Source organism: Flavobacterium agricola, from assembly GCF_025919725.1.
Classification (GTDB): domain Bacteria; phylum Bacteroidota; class Bacteroidia; order Flavobacteriales; family Flavobacteriaceae; genus Flavobacterium; species Flavobacterium agricola.
The window spans coordinates 656,141-670,686 of record NZ_CP081495.1 but is presented as its reverse complement, the minus strand read 5'-3'; the positions used below and the strand labels follow the sequence as shown (position 1 = coordinate 670,686).

At 32.7% G+C, this 14,546-nt stretch carries 13 protein-coding genes and 2 pseudogenes; 6 read left to right on the top strand and 9 right to left on the bottom strand.

The window, feature by feature from the left end; all coding sequences use genetic code 11:
- Positions 1 to 65: 65 nt before the first annotated feature.
- Positions 66 to 809: an SDR family oxidoreductase gene (locus K5I29_RS03255; protein ID WP_264434422.1), complete on the bottom strand. Its 744-nt coding sequence runs from the start codon at positions 807 to 809 to the stop codon at positions 66 to 68.
- A gap of 105 nt (positions 810 to 914) precedes the next feature.
- Here K5I29_RS03255 and K5I29_RS03250 point away from each other — a divergent pair, with 105 nt between their 5' ends.
- Together K5I29_RS03250 and K5I29_RS03245 are read left to right on the top strand one after the other, a co-directional pair.
- Positions 915 to 1,271: a winged helix-turn-helix transcriptional regulator gene (locus K5I29_RS03250; RefSeq protein ID WP_264434421.1), complete on the top strand. Its 357-nt coding sequence runs from the start codon at positions 915 to 917 to the stop codon at positions 1,269 to 1,271.
- Between the two features lie 75 nt (positions 1,272 to 1,346).
- Complete coding sequence (locus tag K5I29_RS03245) at positions 1,347 to 1,841, top strand: GbsR/MarR family transcriptional regulator (protein WP_264434420.1); 495 nt, start codon at positions 1,347 to 1,349, stop codon at positions 1,839 to 1,841.
- A gap of 392 nt (positions 1,842 to 2,233) precedes the next feature.
- Here K5I29_RS03245 and K5I29_RS03240 read toward each other — a convergent pair.
- The 5 genes and pseudogenes from K5I29_RS03240 to K5I29_RS03220 all read right to left on the bottom strand — a co-directional run bounded on the left by K5I29_RS03240 (position 2,234) and on the right by K5I29_RS03220 (position 6,693).
- Positions 2,234 to 3,591, bottom strand: a pseudogene (locus tag K5I29_RS03240) (IS3 family transposase).
- Between the two features lie 74 nt (positions 3,592 to 3,665).
- Positions 3,666 to 4,289: a hypothetical protein gene (locus K5I29_RS03235; protein ID WP_264434419.1), complete on the bottom strand. Its 624-nt coding sequence runs from the start codon at positions 4,287 to 4,289 to the stop codon at positions 3,666 to 3,668.
- A 66-nt stretch (positions 4,290 to 4,355) separates the two neighbouring features.
- A complete protein-coding gene (locus K5I29_RS03230) occupies positions 4,356 to 5,111 on the bottom strand; it encodes an NYN domain-containing protein (RefSeq protein ID WP_264434418.1) in 756 nt (251 codons plus the stop codon).
- 331 nt (positions 5,112 to 5,442) lie between these two features.
- Complete coding sequence (locus K5I29_RS03225) at positions 5,443 to 5,805, bottom strand: DUF4260 domain-containing protein (protein WP_264434417.1); 363 nt, start codon at positions 5,803 to 5,805, stop codon at positions 5,443 to 5,445.
- Between the two features lie 18 nt (positions 5,806 to 5,823).
- Positions 5,824 to 6,693 (bottom strand): mechanosensitive ion channel family protein, encoded by an 870-nt coding sequence (locus K5I29_RS03220; protein ID WP_264434416.1) that lies wholly within the window; start codon positions 6,691 to 6,693, stop codon positions 5,824 to 5,826.
- 268 nt (positions 6,694 to 6,961) lie between these two features.
- Here K5I29_RS03220 and K5I29_RS03215 point away from each other — a divergent pair, with 268 nt between their 5' ends.
- Positions 6,962 to 7,363: a hypothetical protein gene (locus K5I29_RS03215; protein WP_264434415.1), complete on the top strand. Its 402-nt coding sequence runs from the start codon at positions 6,962 to 6,964 to the stop codon at positions 7,361 to 7,363.
- Here the strand turns inward: K5I29_RS03215 and K5I29_RS03210 are convergent.
- Together K5I29_RS03210 and K5I29_RS03205 are read right to left on the bottom strand one after the other, a co-directional pair.
- Positions 7,353 to 8,405 (bottom strand): AMP-binding protein, encoded by a 1,053-nt coding sequence (locus K5I29_RS03210; RefSeq protein ID WP_264434414.1) that lies wholly within the window; start codon positions 8,403 to 8,405, stop codon positions 7,353 to 7,355. The genes K5I29_RS03215 and K5I29_RS03210 overlap by 11 nt on opposite strands.
- Positions 8,406 to 8,416: 11 nt before the next feature.
- A complete protein-coding gene (locus K5I29_RS03205) occupies positions 8,417 to 9,310 on the bottom strand; it encodes a CPBP family intramembrane glutamic endopeptidase (protein WP_264434413.1) in 894 nt (297 codons plus the stop codon).
- Between the two features lie 73 nt (positions 9,311 to 9,383).
- Here K5I29_RS03205 and arsC point away from each other — a divergent pair, with 73 nt between their 5' ends.
- A complete protein-coding gene (gene arsC, locus K5I29_RS03200; RefSeq protein ID WP_264434412.1) occupies positions 9,384 to 9,725 on the top strand; it encodes an arsenate reductase (glutaredoxin) in 342 nt (113 codons plus the stop codon).
- 83 nt (positions 9,726 to 9,808) lie between these two features.
- A complete protein-coding gene (locus tag K5I29_RS03195) occupies positions 9,809 to 12,274 on the top strand; it encodes a TonB-dependent receptor domain-containing protein (protein ID WP_264434411.1) in 2,466 nt (821 codons plus the stop codon).
- Between the two features lie 82 nt (positions 12,275 to 12,356).
- On the opposite strand, the gene K5I29_RS03190 is transcribed toward K5I29_RS03195, so the two are convergent.
- The gene (locus K5I29_RS03190; protein WP_264434410.1) at positions 12,357 to 13,379 is read right to left on the bottom strand and encodes a threonine aldolase family protein; all 1,023 of its coding nucleotides are present in this window, start codon (positions 13,377 to 13,379) and stop codon (positions 12,357 to 12,359) included.
- Between the two features lie 52 nt (positions 13,380 to 13,431).
- On the opposite strand from K5I29_RS03190, the pseudogene prfB reads away from it, so the two are divergent.
- Positions 13,432 to 14,534: pseudogene (prfB, locus tag K5I29_RS03185) on the top strand (peptide chain release factor 2).
- Positions 14,535 to 14,546 lie beyond the last annotated feature (12 nt).

Genomic DNA, 14,546 nt, shown 5'->3' with positions numbered 1-14,546 from the left:
TGATATTTGAGAAGGTTAGTCCTAAATAATTCTGATTTACTTATTTAAGACTAACCTATACTTCTTTATTTCAGCATAAAGTTCGTAACACCACCGTCAACAATAATTTCTGTTCCAGTAATAAAGCTTGCTTGTTCCGATGCTACAAAAAGTATTGCATTTGCAATTTCTTCTGGTTTCCCAAGTCTTTGCACAGCAGTTAAGGATGCCAAGTATTCTTTAGCTTCTGCTGGCACTGCATTTTCCAATCCCGGTGTTTGAGTGGGTCCGGGGCTGATGATATTCACACGAATATTCCTGTCTGCCAATTCATTAGCAGCAACCTGAGCAATTTTATTTAAAGCTGCTTTGGTTGCGGCATATATACTAGAACCCAAAGCTGAAGCTGTAGCATTAGTTGACGACGTAAATACCACAGAACCACCATTTGCTATATGCGGTATTAAATGTTGTAAGGTAAAATAAACTCCTTTCACATTGGTATTAAACTGCGCATCAAATTCAGCTTCTGTTGCATGCTCAATGGGAGCAAATGATGCAATTCCTGCATTTAAAAATAATACATCAATTTTCTTTCCGCCGTCGGAAACTTTCTGTGCCAATTCGGCAATACTTTTCAAATCTGAAGTATCAGATATGATGGTCTTTAAATTCGGACTATTAATTACTGCTTCAGCATTTTTCAAGCTTTCAGCATTTCGCCCAGTTATCCATACATTTGCTTCCGCTTCTACAAACGCTTTGGCAGTAGCTAGACCAATTCCTCTGCTGCCACCCGTTACGATAACATTTTTGTTTTTAAAATTCATATTATATTTTTTAAAATTTATTTCTACAAAGGTATTCAACTATGGTTATTATTAGTAACTTTGTTCTGATAAATAACAGTATCATCCATGTAACAAAGTAACATTATGAAGTGTCAAGTAGAAAATTTCAGTAAAGAGCATGAGAAAGAAATGAGAGCAGTGCAAGATTCCATGTACGTATTAAGCGGAAAATGGAAAATCCCAATTTTAACATCTATATGCTATTATAACAAAAGAAGATTTTCAGATTTTTTAAATGATATTGATGGAATATCAAATCGAATGCTAAGTAAAGAATTAAAAGAACTTGAAATTAATAAATTGATTAAACGGACAGTATTGGATACGCAACCTGTAATCGTACAATATGAATTAACCGACCATGGTTTGACCCTACAGACAATTATTAATAATCTCACAGAATGGGGAATTGCACACCGGAAAAAGATTATAGAAGAATAATTTATTAAAGAAATGGGAACTGTTTTTAAAAACAATAAGTTCATTATTTGCTGAACTAAAAAAACCTTCGTATACTTGCAGCAGAAATTTGAAGATAGAATTAATTTGAAGATGGTCCTGACAGAAAAGCAAAAGGAACTCATAGAGGAATTCGGCGTATTAAACGAGAAGTATGGCTTACCTCCGGCAGAGTGTCGGGTATGGGGACTTTTCCTGGTCGCAGACAAGGTGGAATTGACATTTGATGAAATTATGGAAACGCTGAACTTAAGTAAAGGCGGTACAAGTAATGCATTGAACAGACTTATGATGACCCACCATATTGAATATATCACCAAGTTGGGCGATAAGAAACGTTATTTCCGTTGTAAAATGAACAACTGGACGCAGATGACTAAAGAGAATTTTGAAAAATTTGACGATTTGAATATCATCCTAAAAGAGATCCTTAAAGCCCGAACCTCTAAAACTCCCCAATTTAATAAAGACCTGAAGGAAGTTACTGAATTTTTAGACTTTGTCTACAAGGAAATCATGCTAGCAATACACAAGTGGGAGAATAGAACATAATTTTTTTTGCATCAAAGGTTCATTTTAAACTGAACTAATTAACACATACTGAACTTATAAAATTATAAAACATGATTTTTGTATTTAAAACAAGCGTTCAAAATCTTAAAGAGGTTGAATATCTAAGGCCACACCTAAATATGTTACTTACTAATAGCAAGTGGAACTTTGATCTTGAAGATTGTGATAACATCTTCAGAGTTGAAAACTGTGTGAAAGAAGCAAATTTAATTGTCTCATTTTTCAAATCGTTCGGATTTGAATGTGAACAACTCTTTTGAATATGTTACCATTTTAAATTATAAAATAATTTTCGATATGAAAATCAAAAATGTATGTTGTCAAAAGAATTGAGACACTTTGTTTAAAAAAATTAAGAGAGCGTTTTTGTTTTATAAATGTATTATTTTTTCTTTAAAATACAGTTGTTTTCTTTTTGCAAAAGTTTGATTTTTAATTATTTCTCTTTGTTTTAAAATTTGGTCTGATCTACCAAAGTACACATCTGCAGGTGTTAAATTATTTATAGCCTCATGATACCTACTGTTGTTATAATTTTCTACGAACTTTTCTAATGCTTGTATTAATTCTTCAGGATGGTAATAATGATCTAATTTCATAACGTTTTTCATTGTTCTGTGGTATCTTTCAATCTTTCCCTGCGTTTGTGGGTGTAGTGGTTTACCTCGAATATGTTTCATTTTCTGCGTGTTTTTTAAGTAATCACTCAGTTCATTTGATACGTAGCACGGTCCATTGTCAGAAAGCAACTTAGGCTTTTGTTTGGTTTTTAACTTTGCCTTTTCAATAGCCGTTTTGACGGTTCTTTTTACATCTTCAGCCTTCATTGAGCTGCATAACTCCCAATGAATGATATAGCGGCTGTAATCGTCTAAAATTGTACTTAAATAATACCATCCCCAACCAATTATCTTAAAATAAGTAAAGTCAGTCTGCCACATTTGATGAACAAAATTAGTTTTATCTTTAAACTCATTCGCGGCTTCAATTAAAATATGACTAGGGGCTGGTAACAAATCTCTTTGTCTTAAAATGCGATAAACACTCGATTCTGAAATGTAGACGCCCAACTCATCGGTCATTTTAAAAGCTAATTCTCTAGCGGATAACTCTGGATAATCCAAGGCTAGCTCAACTAGTACATCTTTTTGTGATTCAGGAATACTGTTCCATTTTCGATATACGGTCTGATGCTTGGGTTCAAGTCCTTTAAATCCATTTTCCAGGTAACTCGCATACCATTTGTAAAAGGTACTTCTGGCAATACCAAACTCTTGTAGGGTCCGCTTTACGCCAATTTCTGAGCGAGTAACTATTTGGATTATTTCATATTTTTCACTAGCTGTTAATCGCATGTATCTCCCGAATTTATTTTTTAATCCAACGAATCCGAGGTTTTTTTTACAATATCATAACGAACCACTAAGTCAGCTATAATTTCTTTTAAACGCAGGTTTTCTTTACGCAAATCAGAAACTTCATCACTAGTTGCTTCACGTGTAATATCGCCAGATAACCTTTTTTTACCTGCTTCTAAAAACTCTTTATTCCATTTATAGAATTGAGATTGAGAGATGCTATACTTTCGACATAACTCTGATACAGAGATTTCGGCTCGCAAGGCTTCCATAACGATTAAAATCTTTTGTTCTGCTGTAAAGATTCGACGCGTGTTGTTGCGAATATCTTTTACAAACTTTTCTGGAGTTTTCTTTTTAGATGTAGCCATAATTAAAAGTAATGTTTTTCGTTTAAACACTATCTTAACTTTTCTATTTTATGTGTCCACTTTTTGCTGACGATTTACAGTGGATAGTACGGAGAGATTAAAGTTTGGACTTCAATTATCTGTTCTTTATTAGTATTATTTAAGGTTATTATTTCGCCTCTATAATAAAAAGCAATATAATGTATTTTACTCTCATCAAAATGTATATGATAGAAGTAATGATCAGAATCATATTCTGTAAAATCTTCTTCAAGTCTTTCCAATTTTAAAGAAAGGCTAATTTTTTCATTAGGTTTTATAGTATAATTTATTTGATGATTTTTTATCCTTTTTAAACGTTCTATTTTTGCTCTTTTAGCCTTTTCTAGATAAATATTTAGTGAGTCAGGATAATTTATGTATTCATAATAAATGTAATCACCTCCTGTAAAATGAATATTTTCTTTCAGGATTTCATTATAAGATTCGTCAAAAATTTTGTAGTAAATAAAGTTTTCATCAGAATGGGTATTTATAATGCTGTCATTCTTAATTTTGAATTTTAAATCGTTGACTGAAGTGTTATAGAAAACAACATTAAGCACATCATTAAAACTTAAGGGTTCTTTATTCTCAACAGCTATTTCTATGTTTCCTTTGTCAGAACAAGAGCTCATAACTAATAAAAGCAAAGACAATAAACTATTAAAAAGTTTCATAAACTTATCTTTAAAAGGATTCGATATCATTAAATAATGTTATTAGTTATTCGAATATGATAAAATCTATTTTCTTTTAACCAACGGATGGTTTAGCTCACCAACTTCATTTTTAATCACAACAAAATCATCCAAATTTTCAAACAATTTAGAAAGCGAATTGTAGCCATAAGCACGCGCATCAAAACTCGGATCTATTTTTCGGATATTGGTACCAACCTGAGCAATGTATGCAATATCATTATCGTTTGTAGAAATATCAAAAGCTTTAGAAATGGTTTCATAATCTTTATCATTCAAAATATTCGATTTCTTTTTTTCTACCTTCTTCTCTGTTACCGCAACGGTTGTTGCTTTGTTTTGTTCGTCTTTTTCACGTTTTTTAGGCGTAAAGTTTTCGGTATAAGTAAAAATATCGCATGATTTTACAAAAGCTTCAGGCGTTTTTTTCTCGCCAATTCCCATAACAAACAAACCTTCTTCGCGAATGCGCTTGGCTAAACCGGTATAATCGCTATCGCTCGATACAATACAAAAACCTTCAACCGTTTTGCTATGTAAAATATCCATTGCATCAATTATTAAAGCACCGTCGGTAGAATTTTTTCCGGTGGTGTACGAAAATTTTTGAATAGGATTGATAGAATGTTGATTAATTAAATCTTTCCAAGAATTCATTACGTTCGATGTCCAATCGCCATAAATTCTGCGCACAGTTGCTTTTCCGTATTTAGAAACCTCTTCAATGGTTTCTTTTAAAAGTTTGGCTTGTGCATTATCGCCATCTATTAAAATGGCTATGTTAAATTTTTTATCACTCATAAAATGTATATTTTTAGTTGATTTTAAAACGCAAAAAAGCTAAAAAGAAAAAATCCTTTTAGCTTTTCACTTAATAATAAACAACATATCAAACAAAAAAAATTAATTTATGTAAAAACTTAAAAAAAATTTAACAAGTAGTTTACATAATTTAAAACGCGTTGTTGTGTATATTATTACGCAAAATATTTTAAAATCGGATTTTTATTAAAATATAAAATTTTTAATAATTTACAAAAAAAATACGCAAACAAAAATGCATGATATCGTATCTTATTAGTAAAAAAACAGCAGTAAATGCAAATAAAAAAAGTTACGCATTACGTAACTTTTATTTTTTATGATTTTTACCAATAAAACCTAAATGCGTGTGTGCAAATGCGTCGGCATATTTTAAGCCATATCCTAAAATACGATCAAAACTTGCATGACCAAATAAAATTATTCCGGTAATGTATAAGGGTTGCCATTCGGCATAAAAACCAATAAGCAAGCAAAAAATTGCTACAAATTTACTATGAAAAAAGTTGTACACATAAGCGCCAATTTTAGGATTGATGCCGTAACCTAGCATTGATAAATCGGGTAAAAAAAACAAGCCTAAAAACAACCACCAACTTGTATGTAATTGTTGGTATAAAAAAATAGCAAGCATAAGCTGTCCAACTTGTTCTAATTTTAATAATTTTTGCATCGTAATCAGTAATGTTTATTATCCGCCTGAACCATAATCACCAGAAGATGTGGTATTATCTTCATCCGAAATCCATTTGGTATTGATGATGTTAATTTTATTTTCTTTACAAATTTTATCCATTATTAAAATGGTATCGCTTACTGCGTTCATAAATTGCAATTCTTCTTCAAAATAAACCCAATAATAAACTTCAAAAGTAAAGCTATTGTTAATCCCTAAAGATAAAACGTAAAGCTGAATATCAGTTCCAGGAATATATTGTGTAACATTTTTAATTTCTGCTAGCAACAAAGATTTGAAACCAGCTATGTCAGGATATTGCAAAACATTTGCCTGAATTTTAATGCTACGCCTTTTATATACCGAATAATTAATGAACGATCCGCTATAAATTAATTGGTTAGAAATAAAAACTTCTTGCCCAGATCTGTTTGCCATTATGGTAGTTAGTAAACCAATATGTGTTACTTTACCAAATTGGCCATCTAATTGCACCCAATCGTCTTTTTTAAATGGTTTTTCTATAAACAATAACATGCCCGAAAAAGCATTTGATGCAATATCTTTAAGTGCAAAACCAGCAATAATACCTACAATTCCTGCACCTGCAAGTATTTTTGTAAAATACTGCTCTAAACCAACTATTTGTAAAAATAAATATATTCCTACTAACAGAAAAAAGTAGTAAATAACCGCAGAAAATATAGTCTGTAAATCGGGGTGTTTACTTAAAAGCTTCGAATTTAAGCGATACGATAAATGCTTAAAAATTCGGCCTAAAATATAAAAGATCAGAAAAACTACGGATCCAATAATAATTTTAGCAAGAATGCTTTTTATATCAATTTCCCAGCTTTCTAAAATTTTAATTAATGACTCAATCATAACATGTATTAATTTCTATCTATAACTTTAAAACTACTTTTATATTTTACTTAAACTTACTTTTTGTAAGATTTTTAGCAACATTAACATTTGTCAAAACTAAGCTGCGATTCGCAATTAATTTAACCCCTTAGTTGCCAAAAAGATAACAATATTACGCAACTTTCACACATTTACTGTTTATTAATCGTAAATAAAGGTTGTTTATCGATGCAATTATTTTATTCTGTAAATATCATGTATTTTTAAGTATCTAAAATAAAACAGCATGAATTTTAAAACAATATTTGCCGCGTTTTGCTTTAAAGATTTTATTCGAATTTTATGTGGTATTTTATTAATAACACGTGCTATGCTATTTATAATTGATGGCTCTTTTCTAGTTCCTAAAAACGTAACAGAAAGTAGTTTGTTTTTTTCGTTTTCTGTAATTTATTTGTTTTCTATTGTGTATTTAATTTTAGGGGTTTTACTCCTTTTTGGAATTAAAACTAAAAAACAATTGGCTTTTAGCATTTTTTTACTAGTTATTACTTTTATACTCGCCTTTTTAAATCATAATTTTTTAAGTAATGATATGCTATTATGCAGCTTAATCTTTATTTTACTTTTATACCTTTTTTTTGGCGGTAGTGGTAATGCTACAGTAGATAAATTATTTACAGATTAAGTTGTTGTATAATTGCGGCACGCTTTATTTTAGATGTTTCGGTTTCTAAAAACTGAGGTACAAAATAAACTTGTTTTGGCACTTCGTATTTATTTAACGTAGTAATTGCATCTAAGTTAAGGGCATAAAAATCGCCTTCAACCACCAAAATTAATTTAAATCCTAGTTTAGTATCAGGAATTCCTGCCACAAAAAAACGAGAAGAAATAAAAGGTTCCAATTTTTCTTCAACCTTTTCCGGAAAAATTTTAATTCCGCCCGAATTAATAACATTATCAGCTCGGCCTAACCATTCAAACTCAGTTTCAGAAAGCAAAGTTACCACATCGTTAGTAACAACCGGCTCGTTAGCTACGCGTTGTGCATCAATTACCAAACAACCGCGCGCATCGGTACTAAAATAAACATTGGGTAAAGCTTGGTAATTGGTTTCGCTAACTAACTTGGCTGCAATATGCGTTACAGTTTCGGTCATCCCGTAAGTTTCGTAAACCGCTGTTGTAATATGTTGCAAATGCTTTTTTAAATCGGTATTTACTTTAGCTCCACCAATAATTATTTTTTTAATTTGATGCATTTGTTGCAAAGCATTTTCTACTTGTAACGGAACCATAGCAACAAAATCAAAAACCTCGGTTTGACCTTGCATCGGATTAGAACTTGGCGTAACATAAGTTAGCTCCCAACCTAATAAAATGGCACGAATAAACATCATTTTACCTGCAATATATTGCACCGGTAAGCAATGTAAAGCTTTAGATTTGGCGGGAACATTAAAATATGCTCCGGTAGCCAGCGCAGATTCGACCATGGCTTTTTTAGGAATTTGTATCAATTTAGGCGTACCGGTTGTGCCTGAAGTTGTAATTTCTGTATAATCATTAGAATTAAACCATTCTACAATAAGCTGACCAAGCTTTACAAAAGCTTCTTCTTTACTTTGTAAAAGTTGTTCGGCTTTATGGTGTAAAGCAAAAACATCCAACTTTTCACCGTTTAAGCTAAAAGTTGGATGTACATAATTTATATATTTTTGATGCATTGTATTTGTAATTATGAGGCTAATTTACCAAATAAATTTTGTTTCCAATGGCTCCATTTGTACTTTTTAGCACATATAAATAGTAAAATAGGATAAATTACCGCCAATTGTAACAACAAAGTTAGAAAACTTTGGGATGTAGAAACATCTTTAAAAATGGCATCGGTTTGAAAAACAGAAAAGTCGGAAGTAATAAGCAAAGCACCAACTAAATTATTCGCGGCATGAAAACCAAGGGCCAATTCTAAACCATCGTCCATTAAGGTCATAATGCCTAAAACAAATCCGGTTGCAATATAAAAAAGTACAAACCAGTATCCCAACTCCCCTATTTCGGGGTTACTTAAATGTACCAATCCGAAAAAAACCGAGGTAATAAACAACGGAATAAAACGACTGTTGGTTTTATAGCCAATATACTGCATCATATATCCTCTAAAAAAATATTCTTCAAATGCAATTTGAAACGGGATTAAAACCAAAGCAACAATGGCAAATGGAATAAAAGCGCTCCAATTGAATTGTAAAATAATATCTTCTGGATAAATCCAATACGTTATTAAGGTTGAAACCACCAAAAACACCCCCCAAAGCCCGAACATAAAAAATATACGTCCCCAATCAACTTTTTTTCTGGCTGTCGTTAAGCTGGTAATGCTTTGTCGATTAACAAACTTTACCCACAACAATAAAAATGCACACAACAAACTTAAAGGCAAAACCAAAAACACAAAAGTACCAGTTTTACCAACTTGTTCTATAAGTTGTTGAATTTGTGCGTTGATATCAGAATCAGACGTAAAAGAAGAAATTACGCTCATTCCAAAAAATAAAACCAAAGAAATAATGGCTAGAAGATAAGCAACCTGATTTACCTTTTGCTTTTTTAATTGTTCTATGTACATACTATTTTAGGGTTGATTAAGTTTAAAGTCAATAAATATAAGCAATATTCCTATTTTTGAAATAAAAAAAATCATGTTAAAAATTTATCACAACCCACGCTGTTCAAAATCAAGAGATGGTATTTGTTTTTTAGACGAATTGCAAGTGCCGTACGAAGTAGTTAAATATTTAGACGAACCTTTAGATGAAAAGGAGTTAAAAGAAATAATAAAAAAACTTAATATTAAACCTATTGAATTGGTGCGTATTAAAGAAAAAATTTGGATTGAAAATTATAAAAATCAAAATTTAACAGATGCTGAAATTATTACAGCCTTAGCTGAGAACCCCAAATTAATAGAACGACCAATTGTAATAAACCAAAACAAAGCAATAATAGCCCGACCTACCAAAAAAATTAAAGAAATTTTATAGTTAACATTTATTTAACAAAACAAGATTAAACCTTTGTTAAAAAATGTTGTCTAAACTATAAATACCAAACACCCTAATTTATAATGAAGAATTTATTGAAGTTATTTTTTACTTTTTTATTCCTGATTAGTATTCCTGCTGTTTCTCAGGCACAAAAAGTAAAAATCACTGGAAAAGTAGTAGAAAAATCTACCAATCAACCCTTAGAATATGCCAGTGCTATTGCACAAAGTATTCAAAACCCAAGCATCAGCGACGGTATTATTACCAATGAAAAAGGAGAATTTACCTTAAACGTATTTCCTGGTAATTACAACATTAAAATTGAATTTTTAGGTTTTGAAACAACCGAAATTAACAATCGTGCGGTGGTTAAAGATATTAACCTAGGAACCATTTATGTTGCTGAAGATAACCAATTGTTAGAAGAAGTGGTTATTAGCGTTGAAAGACCAATGGTTGAAATTAAACTAGATAAAAAAGTATATAACGTAGCCGATGATGCAACCGTAAAAGGTGGTACAGCGAGCGAAGTTTTAGACAACGTTCCTTCATTAGCTGTAGATCAAGACGGAAATGTTTCGTTACGTGGTAACGATAACGTTACTGTTTTAATTGACGGACGCCCATCTGGAATGACCGGAAACGTTGCTGATGTTTTAAGAACTTTACCTGCGGATGCAATTTCTAAAGTTGAAGTAATTACCAACCCATCAGCAAGATATGAGGCTGAAGGTGGAGCCGGAATTGTAAACATTGTACTTAAAAAAGGAAAAGGACAAGGCGTTAACGGATCAGTTTCTGTAACTGCAGGAACGCCAGAAAACACACGTTTTAACGGGAACATTAACGTAAAAGGTGAAAAATACAACTTTTTTGCTGGTGGTGGGTACAACAAAAGCAATTCGCCAGGTAACTCAAGCACCAATTCAGCTTATTTAGACGGTAACGGTGATATTGCTTATTTTATGGACGAAAAAAGCAAAACAAAACGCCGTAACGAAGGCAATAATGTAAACTTTGGTTTAGATTTATTTTTAACCGATAATATTACTTGGACAAACAGCGTAATGTTTAGAAACCAAAACGGTAACCGTTCTAATCGTGTTGATTATAACAATTATGATACAAACGGAGTTCTAAATTATTTACGTAACCGTGATTCTAATACTGAAACTACCCGTAAAGGTGTTGAATACAACACGCGTTTAGAAACTCGCTTTGCTAAAGACGGCCATAAATTAATTATTGATGGTGCTGCATCTTCAAGCTTTGAAAACGATATGGCAACAATTTTAGACGTTACCAATGGTACAGCGTTAAATAAAATTTTAAACGAACGTACCTTAAGTGACGAAAAACAACGACGCATGATTGGAACGGTAGATTATGTTTTACCAATTGGCGAAAATTCTCAGTTTGAAGCAGGATATCGTGGAAGTTATTCGAACATGACAACCGATTTTCAGGTTGATTCTTTAAGTGCCGGAAATTGGGTAACAAATACCCGATATACAAACACGTTTCAGTACATAGAAACTGTAAATGCGTTGTATTCGCAATTTGGTTCTAAAATCAACAAGTTTTCTTATTTGGTAGGTTTACGTTGGGAAGATTCTAAAATTAACGTAAACGAATTAATTTCTCAGAACTACAACACCAAACGTTACAACGATTTTTTCCCAAGTGCATTTTTAGCTTATGAATTAAACGAAAAATCTAACGTTTCGGTAAGCTACAGCCGCCGAATTAATCGTCCTAGAGGGCGCATGCTAAATCCGTTTTCTAACTATTCATCAAACATTAATTTATTTCAAGGTAATCCAGATTTAGATCCTTCTAAAACCAATTCTTTTGATTTAGGTTATATGACCAAGTTTGGAAAAGTAAACTTTAACGCATCAGCTTATTTAAACCATACAGAAAACGCGTATCAATTTGTATCGCGTGAATCGGGTGCTTTTGTAGATGGTGTTCCGGTTATTTTAAGTTCACCGATTAACCTAGCAACCGAATATCGTTACGGAGCTGAAGTTAATGCTATGTACAACCCATTTAGATGGTGGCGTTTAAACGCAAACATTAACGTTTACAGAAGCGAATCTAAAGGTGATTATACCTATGTTAACTTTTTAGGCGAATCTATTACTCAAAATTTTGATAACAATACATTTGGTGCAAGTGCACGTTTAACATCTAAAGTAACTTTACCAGGTAAAATAGATTGGCAAACTAACATTTCGTACCGCGCACCACAAGATCGTGCACAAGGAAAAGTAAAATCTGAAACAGGTGTAAATATTGGCTTTAGTAAAGATGTATTGAAAGACAAAGCAACAATTGCTTTAAACGTACAAGATTTATTTAACTCAAGAAAACGCAGATTTGAAACCAATTTAGATACTGTTATTTCTAACTCAGAAATGCAATGGAGAGAAAGACAAGTAAACCTAACATTTACTTACCGTTTTAACCGCCCTAAAAACGAAAGAGAACGTTTTAGAAACAATGAAGAAATGGGTGGCGGAGAAGAAATGATGGGCATGTAATACAACTGAACTCACGAAAACTACTTACTATAAATTCCTTAAAACGGATTGTCAAAAAAATTGACAATCCGTTTTTCTTATTTTAAAAAAGCTGCTGTAATTTAAGCAATACAATCTGATGCATTTCTGCCGTATAATCTAAATGGGTAACCATGCGTAGCGTATTAGCTCCTAAAGCACTAATGTAAATGCCTTGCTGTTTTAAAGCTTCAATAACATGCAAATAATCTACTTGCGGTTTGGTAGAAAAAATAACGATATTCGTCTCAATTTCTTCCACTTTCTCAACCCAATCTAAAGCAGCTAAACAAGCGCCAAGTTCTTTCGCTCTTTCATGATCGTGAGCCAATCTTGAAACATTGTGCTGAATAGCATACAAAGCACCGGCTGCTAAATACCCAACCTGTCGCATTCCACCGCCCATCAATTTTCTAACGCGAATGGCACGTTGAATAGTTTCTGCATCACCTATTAACATAGATCCAACCGGAGCACCTAAACCTTTAGAAAAACAAACTGAAATAGTATCAAAAATATCACCAAATGTTTTAGGATGTTGTTTTTTAGCTACCAAGGCATTCCATAATCGGGCACCATCTAAATGCAATTTTAAATTGTTGTTGATGCAAACTTGTTTAATTTTTAAAAGTTCATCTACATCATAACATGCACCACCGCCCTTATTTGTTGTGTTTTCAATACAAACCAATGCCGATTTAGGTTCGTAAAAAGCTTTCGGATCATTAATTCTACCCAAAACTTGTTCTGCGGTAATCATACCGCGATTTCCAACAACCGTTCCGCAAGTTACCCCGCTATGAAACGCTGCTCCCCCCGACTCAAACAAATAAACATGTGACAAATGATCACAAATAAGCTGCTCACCAGGTTGAGTATGTAATTTTATTGCGGCTTGATTAGCCATTGTTCCTGAAGGAAAAAACAAAGCTGCTTCTTTTCCAAATAAATTAGCAACAGTATTTTGTAAGGTAATTACTGTTGGATCTTGGCTAAAAACATCATCCCCAACTTCGGCACGCATCATAGCAGCCAACATTTCTTGAGAAGGTTTGGTAACCGTATCACTTGTTAAATTTATTTCCATAATATTAAAAAGTATTGACTATTTTTGTTAGAAGTAAAATTACAACTAATATATGGTAAATTCAGAACAACTGAAAAACATTATTGAGCGTCTTGGTGCGTTAAGGAGGTATCTTTGACGTGGATCGCAAAATAATTGAGATAACGAATGAAGAAGAGCAAACCTTTGCTCCCGATTTTTGGAATAATCCCAAACAAGCCGAACTTATCGTAAAAAACATTCGCTCTAAGAAAAAATGGGTAGAAGATTACGAAAAAGCAGTTGCCATGAATGAAGAACTTCAAGTTTTGATGGAGTTTTTTAAAGATGGGGATGCAACTGAAGAAGATGTTACAACACAATATCAAGAAACTATAGCACATATAGAAAACCTGGAGTTTAAAAACATGCTTTCTGACGAAGGGGATGCACTGAGTGCCGTTTTACAAATTACTGCCGGAGGCGGGCGGAACCGAATCTTGCGATTGGGCTTCTATGCTGATGCGTATGTATATTATGTGGGGCGAAAGCCAAGGTTTTAAAATTAAAGAACTTAACTTTCAAGAAGGAGAAGTTGCTGGGGTAAAAACCGTAACCTTAGAATTTGAAGGCGATTATGCCTTTGGTTATTTAAAAGGAGAAAACGGTGTACATCGTTTGGTACGTATTTCTCCGTTTGATAGCAACGGGAAGCGTCACACCTCGTTTGCATCCGTTTACGTTTATCCGTTAGCCGATGATTCTATAGAAATTGATATTTCGCCATCTGATATTTCATGGGAAACCATGCGTTCATCTGGCGCAGGCGGACAAAACGTAAATAAGGTAGAAACTGCCGTGCGTTTACGTCACCACCCTACCGGAATTATTATTGAAAACTCCGAAACGCGTTCGCAGTTAGATAATAAAACCAAAGCTATGCAACTTTTAAAATCACAGCTTTATGAAATTGAGCTGAAGAAAAGGCAAGCCAAACGTGATGAAATTGAAGCTAATAAAATGAAAATTGAATGGGGCTCTCAAATTCGAAATTACGTAATGCATCCGTACAAATTAGTAAAAGATGTTCGCTCAGGACAAGAAACTAGTGATGTTGAAGCCGTTATGAATGGTGAAATAGATGCTTTTTTAAAAGCTTATTTGATGATGATGGGCCAAAAACACGATGATAATTAAATAAAAAAGCTC

Coding starts and splice junctions, on each gene's coding strand:
- K5I29_RS03215 (WP_264434415.1), top strand. CDS start 6,962: ATGAATTTTAAAACAATATTTGCCGCGTTTTGCTTTAAAGATTTTATT.
- arsC (WP_264434412.1), top strand. CDS start 9,384: ATGTTAAAAATTTATCACAACCCACGCTGTTCAAAATCAAGAGATGGT.
- K5I29_RS03225 (WP_264434417.1), bottom strand. CDS start 5,805: ATGCAAAAATTATTAAAATTAGAACAAGTTGGACAGCTTATGCTTGCT.
- K5I29_RS03250 (WP_264434421.1), top strand. CDS start 915: ATGAAGTGTCAAGTAGAAAATTTCAGTAAAGAGCATGAGAAAGAAATG.
- K5I29_RS03255 (WP_264434422.1), bottom strand. CDS start 809: ATGAATTTTAAAAACAAAAATGTTATCGTAACGGGTGGCAGCAGAGGA.
- K5I29_RS03195 (WP_264434411.1), top strand. CDS start 9,809: ATGAAGAATTTATTGAAGTTATTTTTTACTTTTTTATTCCTGATTAGT.
- K5I29_RS03210 (WP_264434414.1), bottom strand. CDS start 8,405: ATGCATCAAAAATATATAAATTATGTACATCCAACTTTTAGCTTAAAC.
- K5I29_RS03205 (WP_264434413.1), bottom strand. CDS start 9,310: ATGTACATAGAACAATTAAAAAAGCAAAAGGTAAATCAGGTTGCTTAT.
- K5I29_RS03235 (WP_264434419.1), bottom strand. CDS start 4,289: ATGAAACTTTTTAATAGTTTATTGTCTTTGCTTTTATTAGTTATGAGC.
- K5I29_RS03190 (WP_264434410.1), bottom strand. CDS start 13,379: ATGGAAATAAATTTAACAAGTGATACGGTTACCAAACCTTCTCAAGAA.
- K5I29_RS03220 (WP_264434416.1), bottom strand. CDS start 6,693: ATGATTGAGTCATTAATTAAAATTTTAGAAAGCTGGGAAATTGATATA.
- K5I29_RS03230 (WP_264434418.1), bottom strand. CDS start 5,111: ATGAGTGATAAAAAATTTAACATAGCCATTTTAATAGATGGCGATAAT.